Origin of the sequence: Sphingomonas gilva (assembly GCF_003515075.1) — a bacterium.
Classification (GTDB): Bacteria; Pseudomonadota; Alphaproteobacteria; order Sphingomonadales; family Sphingomonadaceae; genus Sphingomonas; species Sphingomonas gilva.
This window is the reverse complement of the sequence record NZ_QWLV01000005.1, coordinates 88,843-98,857: the sequence shown is the minus strand read 5'-3', so window position 1 is coordinate 98,857 and position 10,015 is coordinate 88,843. Positions and strand designations below refer to the sequence as shown.

General features: G+C 69.0%; 15 protein-coding genes. All 15 read right to left on the bottom strand.

Annotated elements, in window-relative coordinates; all coding sequences use genetic code 11:
• Positions 1-84: 84 nt before the first annotated feature.
• The gene (locus tag D1610_RS11690; RefSeq protein ID WP_118864372.1) at positions 85-429 is read right to left on the bottom strand and encodes a phage tail assembly protein; all 345 of its coding nucleotides are present in this window, start codon (positions 427-429) and stop codon (positions 85-87) included.
• On the bottom strand, positions 429-797 hold the full coding sequence (locus tag D1610_RS11685) for a phage tail tube protein (RefSeq protein ID WP_118864371.1): 369 nt from the start codon (positions 795-797) through the stop codon (positions 429-431). The genes D1610_RS11690 and D1610_RS11685 overlap by 1 nt, the downstream gene beginning before the upstream one ends.
• A gap of 48 nt (positions 798-845) precedes the next feature.
• Positions 846-2,312, bottom strand: coding sequence for a phage tail sheath subtilisin-like domain-containing protein (locus tag D1610_RS11680; RefSeq protein WP_118864370.1), 1,467 nt, complete (start codon positions 2,310-2,312; stop codon positions 846-848).
• Between the two features lie 3 nt (positions 2,313-2,315).
• On the bottom strand, positions 2,316-2,513 hold the full coding sequence (locus D1610_RS11675; RefSeq protein ID WP_118864369.1) for a DUF2635 domain-containing protein: 198 nt from the start codon (positions 2,511-2,513) through the stop codon (positions 2,316-2,318).
• Complete coding sequence (locus tag D1610_RS11670; protein ID WP_182466803.1) at positions 2,510-3,148, bottom strand: phage protein Gp37; 639 nt, start codon at positions 3,146-3,148, stop codon at positions 2,510-2,512. The genes D1610_RS11675 and D1610_RS11670 overlap by 4 nt, the downstream gene beginning before the upstream one ends.
• Positions 3,145-3,321 carry a hypothetical protein gene (locus tag D1610_RS17100; RefSeq protein WP_182466802.1) on the bottom strand — a complete coding sequence of 59 codons (177 nt, stop codon included), beginning with the start codon at positions 3,319-3,321 and terminating at the stop codon, positions 3,145-3,147. The genes D1610_RS11670 and D1610_RS17100 overlap by 4 nt, the downstream gene beginning before the upstream one ends.
• Positions 3,321-3,518, bottom strand: coding sequence for a hypothetical protein (locus D1610_RS11665; RefSeq protein ID WP_118864367.1), 198 nt, complete (start codon positions 3,516-3,518; stop codon positions 3,321-3,323). Before D1610_RS11665 ends, D1610_RS17100 begins: the two co-directional genes overlap by 1 nt.
• Positions 3,515-3,778 carry a hypothetical protein gene (locus tag D1610_RS11660; protein WP_222927001.1) on the bottom strand — a complete coding sequence of 88 codons (264 nt, stop codon included), beginning with the start codon at positions 3,776-3,778 and terminating at the stop codon, positions 3,515-3,517. The genes D1610_RS11665 and D1610_RS11660 overlap by 4 nt, the downstream gene beginning before the upstream one ends.
• A gap of 208 nt (positions 3,779-3,986) precedes the next feature.
• Positions 3,987-4,502 carry a phage virion morphogenesis protein gene (locus D1610_RS11655; protein ID WP_118864365.1) on the bottom strand — a complete coding sequence of 172 codons (516 nt, stop codon included), beginning with the start codon at positions 4,500-4,502 and terminating at the stop codon, positions 3,987-3,989.
• Positions 4,502-4,909 carry a gp436 family protein gene (locus tag D1610_RS11650; protein ID WP_147414325.1) on the bottom strand — a complete coding sequence of 136 codons (408 nt, stop codon included), beginning with the start codon at positions 4,907-4,909 and terminating at the stop codon, positions 4,502-4,504. Before D1610_RS11650 ends, D1610_RS11655 begins: the two co-directional genes overlap by 1 nt.
• Positions 4,910-4,997: 88 nt before the next feature.
• Positions 4,998-5,660, bottom strand: a complete 663-nt coding sequence (locus tag D1610_RS11645) for an HI1506-related protein (protein WP_147414324.1) — start codon at positions 5,658-5,660, stop codon at positions 4,998-5,000.
• Positions 5,648-6,541: a Mu-like prophage major head subunit gpT family protein gene (locus D1610_RS11640; protein ID WP_118864362.1), complete on the bottom strand. Its 894-nt coding sequence runs from the start codon at positions 6,539-6,541 to the stop codon at positions 5,648-5,650. The genes D1610_RS11645 and D1610_RS11640 overlap by 13 nt, the downstream gene beginning before the upstream one ends.
• A gap of 16 nt (positions 6,542-6,557) precedes the next feature.
• Complete coding sequence (locus D1610_RS11635) at positions 6,558-6,971, bottom strand: hypothetical protein (RefSeq protein WP_118864361.1); 414 nt, start codon at positions 6,969-6,971, stop codon at positions 6,558-6,560.
• Positions 6,968-8,005: a phage protease gene (locus D1610_RS11630; RefSeq protein WP_118864360.1), complete on the bottom strand. Its 1,038-nt coding sequence runs from the start codon at positions 8,003-8,005 to the stop codon at positions 6,968-6,970. Before D1610_RS11630 ends, D1610_RS11635 begins: the two co-directional genes overlap by 4 nt.
• Before the next feature lie 222 nt (positions 8,006-8,227).
• Complete coding sequence (locus D1610_RS11625; RefSeq protein ID WP_118864359.1) at positions 8,228-10,012, bottom strand: phage minor head protein; 1,785 nt, start codon at positions 10,010-10,012, stop codon at positions 8,228-8,230.
• Positions 10,013-10,015: the final 3 nt, after the last annotated feature.

Below are 10,015 nucleotides of genomic sequence, written 5' to 3'. Positions count from 1 at the left end.
GGGCCATCGCGCGGCCGTGCCAGAAGCGGAGATCGTCGAGATCCATGTCGAGCAGCTCGGCCGCGCCGAAATGGAAGGCGGCGGCTATGTCGTCGAGGGCGTCGGGCCAGTTGCCTGGCCATCCGCCAAAGGGCCGGTCACCACTTGCGCGAGCGCATCGGCGTCGCCCTCGAAGATCGCGTCGATGGTGTCGATGTCCTCGCCGTCCATCTCGTCCATCTCGCGCGCGGAGAGGCCGACCAGCGCGCCGAGCATCAGCAGCTTGGCGCTGGCCGGCCCCGTCGCCTTGTCGGCGGCGCGCATGTGACGGCCCTTGATCCGCTCGGCGAGCGTCACCTCGCGGATGAAGCTCTCCTTCTCGACGCCCGCCTCGGAGAGCGTGACGACGCGGATCGGGTGCTTGAGCGCGTAGCGGCGCTTTTCGGCCATCACAGCATCTCCTCGGCGGGCGGGCCCTGGAAGACCACCGCCGCCTTGCCCTCGCCAGAGGAGAAGCTGATCACGTCGGCGACATAGGCGTTGCGCACGATGTAGGTCTGGCCGGTGTCGGCCTCGAACGTCACGGTCGCGTTGTCGATGTTGCGCAAGCCGACAAGGCTGAGCCCGGCCTTGATCAGCACATTGGCGGTCAGCTTCGATTCGGCGGTCGCCTCGCTGAACGCGCCGGCCTGGTAGTCGCCGCGCACGGCGGTACGCACCGGCCCGCCCAGCTCCATCTGCGATTGCCCGTCGGTCTCCAGCAGCTCGCCGTCATATTTGACGCGCGCCTGGCCCAGCACCTTGTTCCTGTTCGCCACTCTCTAACTCCCTTCTGATGTACGCTTCAGCGACCGCTCACGCGGTCCTCAGAGGCGGAACTCGATCCGCGCCGCGAACACGCGGAACTGGTTGACGATGTTGGGCGGCAGCAGCGCGTTGATCCGGCCGGGATCGGTCTTGTCGCGCTCCACGATCAGATCGGCCTTGAACTGCTCGATATTCTCGACCAGCCCGGCCTCCTCCAGCTGGCGCATGAGCGCGATCAGCTCGGCGTGCAGGATCCTCGGGGTGACGATCGCCTGGCCGGGGCGGAAGTTGGTGTCGTCGTCGGCCAGCTTGTGCCGTGGATATTTGAGCCCGATCATCGACCGCACCGCCAGGCGGATATAGGCGAGGGTGAGCGGGGTGGTAACGTCGAGGAAGGCGATGTCCTCCAGCCCTTGCGCGTTGACCTGATAGGTGGTGATCGCGCGCTCGATCATCGCCGCGCCGCCGGCGTCGACGGTGAAGGTGGAGATGCCGTCGGCGAGCAGCAGATCGCGCTCGATCCGCGTGAAGCGGTCCTTCTGGGCGGGCGGGATAACGCCGGGCAGGGTGAGCGTCTGGAACGGCCGCGCCGGATCGATCGCGCCGTTGAAGCCGACGACGCCGGCATAGCTCGCCGCCCATTCCCAGGGCGGCGTCGGGGAGGCCTTGGCGCCGATGATCGAAACGAGCTGGCTGTTTCGCGCCTCGCCCAGGTCGAGCAGCGCGCCGTGCGCGCCCCGCGCGCCGGCGAAGGCCAGCCCCTCGATCTGCCTGAGCGGCCCCCAGCGCGACAGCAGCTCGGCCTCGATCGCGGTCAGCGTCGCCGCGTCGGCGAAGCCCAGCACGATCGTCTGATACTGCTCGTCGCCGATCGCGGCGATCGCACCGGCGAGCGCCGGGTTGCCCGCGCCGGCGACGCCGGCGGCGACCGCGAGCGCGACGCCGGCGGGCAGCGCCTCGCCCTGGTAGAAGCTGTGACGGACATCGATGTCGCTGCCCGCCGTGCCCTTGTGCCGCGCGGTCAGCGTCACCACCGCGGCGGCGGCGGCGGCGGTCGCCGGCATGTCCGGATCGGCGTTGATCGCGGCGGCGATCGCGGTCGCGATCGTCGCGGCGGCGTCGCCCGGCAGCACCCCGATCTTGACCTGCCGGCCGGCGACCATCAGCGCGATCGACCCCGCCGCGGTCGCCGGTCCGGTGACCGTGATTGTGTGCGTCGCCGCGGTGCCGCCGGCGTCGTCGTCCAGCGCGACCGCCCAGCATTCGGTGCGCGGATCGGCGAGCTTGAGCACGCGCGCCATGGCCGCCAGCATCGATCCGCGGCCGAACGCCTGGACCGCCTGATCGGCGGAGACGATCCGCGTCGGCGTCAGCGCCGCGACCGTGCCGGCAGCGAGCCGCTGGCCGATCAGCAGATATTTGTTGGGCGCGGGCGGCAGGCCGCTCACCGCGCGCGAGCTGTCGAACTCGATATAGCTGCCCGGCGTGCGCAGCTGGGCGGGAATGGACAGGAAGCTCACGGACATCGATCAGCTCTCCGACTTGGAGTTGGGTTTGGGATGGCGGGTGGACTTGCGCGGCCGGCCGACCAGCACGTCGCGATCGTCGATGCGGCGCTGCCAGTAAGGCGAGGGCGCGACCGGCGCGCCCTCGCTCCCGAGGCGCGACCCGTCGGGATGGCGGACCAGGCGGCCGGGTGCCGGGCGAAGGAAGATCGTGTCGCTCATTGCGGCAGCTCGACATGGTCGGTCGCGTCGGCCGCGTCGTCGGCGGGCAGCTGGACGCCGGGCGCTTCGCGATCCGCATCGACCCCGCCGAAGGGCGCGATGTCCCAATTGGCGTGGAACACCTCGAACGGTGCGATCTCGCGCCCGTCCTCGATCGTCAGCGCGGCGATCGGCAGCTCGCAATCGAAGCGGATGCCGATCAAGGACGCGCCGCGTTTGCGCAAGCTCTCGTCGAGCGCGACCGCGGCCGCGCCGGCGAAGGTGAGCTCGCCCAACTCCTCCAGCCCGAGATCGGAGCCGTCGAGCAGCCCGACCGCGTCGAGCATCAGCTGATAGCTGCCCGGCTCGGCGTCGCCATGGCCGTGGCGAGCGCTCGCCTGGTTGCGCTTCGACTGAGAGGCGACGACCAGGCCGAACGAGCACTGCGCCATCAGACCGCCGCGATCGTCGCGCCTGGCCCCGCGAAACCCGTCGAAGCTCGCCCAGGCCGCCGGCGCGCGCCAAGGATCGTTGGCGAGGTAGGCGCCCCAATCCTCCGGATAGGTGTCGAGGGTCTTCCAGGCATAGCCCAGCCGATCGGCGTCGGCCGCCGCCTTGAGGCGCGCGAGCATCGCCAGCTCCACCGCCGAGATCACGACAACACACCCTTTCCCTGCACCGCGGAGGCTGCCCATAGAAACGCGGTTTCGAACTGGGTTCGCGTGAGGGCGATCGAGCGCGGATCGGCATCGGGCGCCTTGGCCAGCGCTTCGAGCATCGCGGCGACGGCTTCTAGGGCTATGCCGGTTTTGACGACGGCGTCGTCCATCACCGCTCGCCTCCAGCGATATCGATCTGGATGCCGATGCGGCCGCACGCCATCGCGATCGGCCAGAACAGGACCGCGAGCAGCAGCTCGATCGTTTCGGCAGTATCGTCGGTGTCGGCGCCCGCGAACATCACCGTCAGCAGCGCCGCGCCGGCGAGCCAGATGACCACGAGAATGGTGACGATCGCGGCGATCATCGCGCCGCGCCCCAGCCGTCGCAGGCGACGTCGAAACACCCCCACAGGAAGGCGATCGGCCACAGCAGGATGCAGAAGGCGGCGAAGGTCAGCTCGCGCCAGCCCTTGAGATCGCACCCGGCGAACAGCCAGGCGAGGAACACCGCCGGGACCGCCCAGCACAGCCACAGGATAATGATGCCGCCGGTCACCGCTGCCACCAGAATTTCAGGCGAGGTCGGGACACCATGCGCCACGATCCCGGCTCGCGCCCGGTCCATGCTGCCGATCGGACGATGCCCGCTCCAAGGTCGCGCAAGGCAGTTCTTTCAAACGCAAACCGAGGCAGGGAGAAGCTGACCTCGAACCAGATGAGGGCCCGGATACGCTCACCCTCAGGTGTAATTTCGGGCCGTGGCCAGAGAGCAGCAAAAAGAAGCCAGCCGTCATCACGCCAGTGATCGCGGCCGAGATAGAAGCGCAAGCCGGTCACGGCTCGACCTCGGGCGCGACCTCGGCGACCCATTCGACCGTCTGCGCCTCCAGCTCCTCGCGATCGTCGGCGGAGACGCCGAGGAACTCGCGCTGCGGGATGACGACCTGGTCGACGGTGCGAAAGCCGAGGGCGCCGGGCAACTTGAAGCGCAGCTTGCCGCCGCCCTTCGCACGGATGATCGCGCCGTCGTTGTGGGCGCGCGCGTAACGGAGATTGCTGCCCCATTCGACCTGATCGCGGCTTGCAATGTGGGTCTGGGACAGCCTTAGCAGCCCCTTGTCGGTCAGCGTCTTGCCGCCCTCAGTCTGCTTGCGGATGCTAGGCAACCAGGCATCACCCTGCGGATCGCGCTCGTCGTCGAATCGCTCGACCGTCGAGGTGACCAGCACCATGCCGAAGCGGTCCATCAGCGGCGTCAGATTGCCGAAGCGGGTGAGCAACCCGCCAAGCTTGCGTTCCAGATCGGCGACGCCGTCGATGCGCGCCTCGATCGCCTTCGCAGCCGACATCAGAAGCCCGCCATCGAATCGCGGCCGAACAGGCGTTCGGGCCGCTCGACCAAAATTGCTCCGTCACGCGCGGGGATGGTCTCCTCCCCGGCGTCCAGCTTGATCACCCCCTTTCCGATCTTCACGAGGTCCGACAGGGCCTCTTCGTAATCGTCCTTCACCTTCTTCGGCGTCTCATCGCGGTGCAGGTGATAATAGGCGATGACGCAGGCCAGCTCGGTGAGCAGCGGCGGCACGGGCAGGCCGCCCGTCCGGTATTTGGCGGCGACGTGGCCGTCGATGGTGACCGTGGCGCGGGTCAGCGCCTTGGTCACCCGCACCGCATCGACCGCGTCGTCGCCATCGGTGAGCTGGACCAGGTCCCGCTCCTCGAAGCGATCGAGCATGTCGGCGACGGTAGCGTACAAGGCGGGCGTCCTTCGAAATGGCCGGGGCGGTTCGCGCCCCGGCCGAGGCGGCAGGCGGGCGGGAAAGAGACCCGCCTGGGTGACGAACTCAGCTGGCCGGCTTGGCCGGGGGCTTCGCGACTTTGGGCTTGGCCGGCGTCAGCTTCGCGGCCTTCGCCGGGGCGGTCGGCTTGGGCGCAACCGGATCGGCCGGATTGGACGTGGGCGCCGCGACGCCCGCCTCGATCGCCGCCGCCGTGTCTGACTCCGGGCCGTTGGGCTTGTCGGCCACCAGCTCGGCCGCGGTGGCGTTGGTGTCCGCCGCGCCGGCCACCGGCAGCGCCGGCTCCGGATCAAGGGTCGGCTGCTCGACCAAGTCGTGCTCGCCCGCCGAGTGCTTGGCGCCGGCACCCGTGCCTGGCTCCGACGACATGCGCCCCAGCATCGCGCGCTGCACCTCGGCATCCACATTGAGGCCGCCGGTCAGCAGCCGGGCGCGGATCGCATCACGCGTCAGGCCGCGCGTCTCCTCGGCCAGCTGCCGCAGTTCCGCCAGCTCCTGGCCGGGGAACGTCACCCACCGCCCGTCCATCGCCATGTGGACGGCGAGCAGCGGCTCGTCGAGCAGCCGGACCAACTGCTCGGGAGTGACATCCTCGGCAGTTAGAATGGTCGGCTCGCGGCCGAACGCGAAGCCGGCTCGCCGGAACGGCCGCACCGCGCTGACCCGGATGGTGCCGCCCAGCGGCGCGTCCTCCATCACGCCAGCCACGGCACCACCTCCACCTTGGCGGTGCCCTTCCACTCGTTGGTCTCGCCGCCAGCGCCCAGCTCGTTGTTGACGATCTTGAGCGCGGCGGATTCGAGGCTTGGCGGCACCACCAGCTTGGTCGGCCGAAGGCCCAGCGGGCGGCCGTAATCGCCCTTCATGCCCATCAGCGAGGCGCGCGCGGTGGCATAGTTGGCGGCGTTCAGCGTCTGCTTGGAGCCCCAGGCGAACTGCCAGAAGCCGAAGCCGACATTGTAGCGGGCGTCGACGCCGTAGACGAACTTCTTGCGCATGAAGAGGTTTTCGTCGTCGGGGCGGTCGAGTGCGACCCATTGAGGTGCCTTGCGCTTCTGGAAGATCACCGGCTTCAGCGCGCGGGTGTCGTCGATCAGGAACCAGGGCGTTCCCGCGCCCCCATCCGTGTTCGCGACGGAGATGATGTTGCCGTCCGCATCGAGCACCGGATGATCGGTGTCGAAATAATATTGGCCGTCATAGCAGGGCGTGGTGAAGCCGGCCTTGAGAAGCCCGAACACCAACTCGTCGGGATGCGCTTCGGCGCCCCGGCCCATCTCCTGGAAGAGCGGGCTGTAGATGCCGATAGTGTCGTCCTCGATGTCGTTGCGATCGACCGCGATGGTGTCTTCCCAGTCCCGGTTTTTGATCGTGTAGTCGTGCGTCGCGATGTTGTTGATGACGCGGTCGCCGATCCATTCGCGCATGCCCGGCATCTTACCGAGCCAGCCATATTCCTCCTTGCCAGTGGTCGAGTTGATCACGGTCGCGACGGTCCCATACTGGGTCGCGGCCATGCCGAGGCCCTGCTTAAAGGCGGCGTTGAAGCCGACCCCGAGCGTGCGCAGATTGCCCGAATTGATGAGCATGTGTCGGTGTCTCCGGTTAGGTGAGGCGGACCCAGACGCCGGCGGCGTCCACGTCGACCACCTTCCCGGCCACCGAACGGGTGTTGGTCCCGCTGGTCTTGGCGACGGTCTGGTCATCGACGATGTAGCAGTCGGTGCCGATCTCCGCGATCGTGATCGCGTCGGCGGCCGCCGAATTGGCGAACGGGAAGACGCCCTTTTCCACCTCCACGGTCAGGTCGCCGTCATTCCCGTCGCTATTATCGACGGTGGTCTTGGCGATGCCGTCCGCCTTCAGCGTGGTGGCGGTGGCGCCTGGCGTGGCGAAGCCGGTGGCGGAAAGGGCAACGAGCGCGCCCTGATAGATCGTCACGCCTTCCGCCACCTTGCGGGCGAACACGTCGCCGGCGCGATTGCGGGTCTTGAGGCGCGGTGCGGTGAGGGCGGTCACTGCGCGGTCTCCTTGCGGGTCTTGAGGTAGGCCTCCTCCGAAAGGCCGAGGGCTGAAGCGACCGCCTTTTCGTCGGGGGTGAGGGCGTCGGAGGAAAGGTCGACATCGGGCTTGCCGCGGGCGCCGGGCGCGAGCACCGTCGCTTGGCCGCCAAGGAAGCTGGCGAAGGCGGCAAGCCCCTTCTCCTTAGCGTAACTCTCGGCCCAGTCCTTCTGGGCCGGCGTGATCTTGCCCGCCTGGATCGCGGTCGCGACGGCAGCGGTGATCCGCTCGCCCTTGATCTCGTCCAGCTCCGCCTTGACGCTGGCCAGCTCCGACGCATTGCCCTTGCCCGCCAGCGCCGAGGCCGCCGCCTCCTGGACCTGGGCCCCGGTGGCATCGGCGGCGAGGCCGAGCGCGCTCGCCGTGGCGGCGAGGTTCGTCCTGGCCTCCTTCAGCCCCGTGATCGAGGCGACCGCCGCCTCGACCGTCGCATCCTCGCCCAGCCCGAGGGCCGCGAGGATCAATGCAGGAATCGTCATGGTCAGGTCTTCTCCGGTGGTGGAGGCCGCGACGGCGGCCAGGTCGAAGTTCGGTGTGTTGGTGAGCCCGGCGTTGATGAGGAGCGTCACGCGCCCGTCAGGCCGGTGCAGGAAATAGGGGCTGATGTAGCGATACTCGCGGTCGCGGATGTGCTGGCTGGCCTTGGCGGTCCACTGGACGTTCTCCGCCCAGATGCCGTCATCGGCCGCGACCAGGTCATCCGCCTTCACCCAGGCCGAGGCGATCGCCGTCCCGCCGACGCCGGGCACCGCGCCGTTGGGCGCCTGGTGATCGTAGTCGACCATGAAATCGCTCTTGCCGAGCCGGGCCGCCGTGGCCGCGATCACCGCGTCGGCGTGCGCCCGGTCGCTCAGCTCATAGGGGCCGGCGCCGTTCTTCCCCTTCCAGCGGCCGATCGGCATGAGCTGGATGCGCGCCGGCGGCTCGGCCCCGGCGATCTCGATCGCCGAGCCGATGGCGTGTCCCGCAGCTGTCTGGAGCCCCCGCTTCATGACGCCGGCTATGGGGCCGGCTCAAGCGCGCTCTAACCTGACATTTGTCAGGAGAAAGCCGGCACAAAGAAGGGCGGCGAGGATCTAGCCGCGCCGCCTGGATGAACGCATGCGAATTAGGGCTTGGGCTTCGCGCCGAACAAGGGGCCTTCGGCATCGCCCCGCTTGGTGACGCGAAAGGCGTGTCCTCGATCGTCGAAGACACGCGGGTTGAGCGGCCGATCATTCGGCCGGCTCGATGTCGATGCGCGTTCCGCCTTCGTCAAAATCTCTCACCTTCCACTGCTGCCCCCGGCTGAACAGCACTTCATACTCGCCGGTTCCGACGCTGCTCTCGCGCGTCACGTCGAGCGCCGGTGTACCAGCTTTCGCGTGAATGATGAATAGCACGCCGCCATCCCCGCGCGACTGGGCGAAGCGATCGGCCTCGATCCAGCTTTTGCTGGTGCTGGTGAAGCCCGGATCGCCGAACTCGTCGCCCTTGCGCAGCTGCAGGCCGTAGACCTCGGCCGCCGGCACGCCGCGGTACAGGCGCATGTCGCTCGCCAGCCGCGACTTGGCGATCGCCGAATCGAGATGCGCCGCGGCGTCGTCGGCCTCGTCGAAGCTCAGCGAATAGTCGCCGTCATCGTCATGCCCGCGAAGATAGCCGTTGATCGCGGCGAAGCCGTCCCCCGTATAGGTTCGGATCGCCGCTCGCTCGCCCTCGGTCAGTGGCGCGGCCAACACGCAGACGCTGGCGGCGTGGCTGGTGTCCCGCCATCGTCCGCGCTGGTCGCGCGGCTGATGCGGATTGTAGGCGGCGATTGCCGCGCGTTCGGCCGACCAGGCGATCGCCCCGTTTCGCAGCGCCGCCAGCTCGCCGCCGCGGGCGATGCGGAAGCGCCAGCCGGCGCGGCCGACATCGACCACGCTGGCGACACGGGTGCCGGCGAGACGGAGGTAGCGGCGGAACAGCATCGCGCCGCCGCTCTCGCCGCGGATCCACACCCAGCGGATTTCGTCGGGCTCGGCGATCGTCTCCGCCGCCTGGTCGAGCTGGCCGCGCCGGTCGGGCGGCGGCAGCGCCAGGCGGCCGGCGGCGTCGCGGAACCAGGCGGCCGAGATCGCCAGCGGCCAGCCGCCGCGATCGGTGAACACGCGCCCGGCCGAATCCTCCCCGATGCCGAACGCGGCGAGGAAGCGCGCGATCGGCGACGCCGCCGCCGCGATGTCGGCGCCGCCGAAGCCCGCGCCGATCGGCGGCGGCGCCAGCCCGGCGAGATGCGCCTTGCCGACATTGTAGGACCAGCCCGCGCCGATGCCGCGCTCGATCGAATGCACCTCGCCGGTGCGCTTGTTGGTCCACAGCCGCGGCGGGAACGCTATCGGCGACGTCGTGAGCGTGAGGCCGCGCCTGGCGAGCTGGCGCGCGTTCATCGCCACAGCGGTGCAGCGGCACTCCCAGTCGCACGGCGGATAATGCGTCTCCCACCAATCATGGTCGACCAGCAGCGCGGTGTTGTGCCAGGCGCCATGCTCCTCGCGCTCGCGGCCGTCCTTGACCGACTTGTAGACCAGGATCGGGAAGGCCTTCTTCTGCCGCTCGATCCGCTCCCACCGCCCGGCCTGGTAGGCGGTGCGCATGTTGGCGCGGTAGATCACGCCGAGCCGGCGCGGCGATCCCAGCTGCACATTCTTGCGCTCGGCGGTGAGCGGGTCGATCATCGTCTTGCGGCCCCACCAGCCCTTGGCTTCGAGGATCGGCCGCAGGCCTTTTCGGAATTCGTCGGGCGTTTGGCCTTCGGCGATCGCCGCGTCGACGGCGGCGCGGATGTCCTCCAGCAGGTCGCGCGTCATCGCCTTGGCGACGGTGAAGGAGCGGGCATGCTCCTCCTGCCAAACGTCGAGCCAGGAGAAGCCGATCTCCAGCCCCTTCGCCCGGAAATAGCGCAGCGCCTCCTGTTGCTCGACCAGCGGGATCGGCGAGATCGCGCCCGAGCCCGATCTCTCTGGCGTCTCCGCCACGCT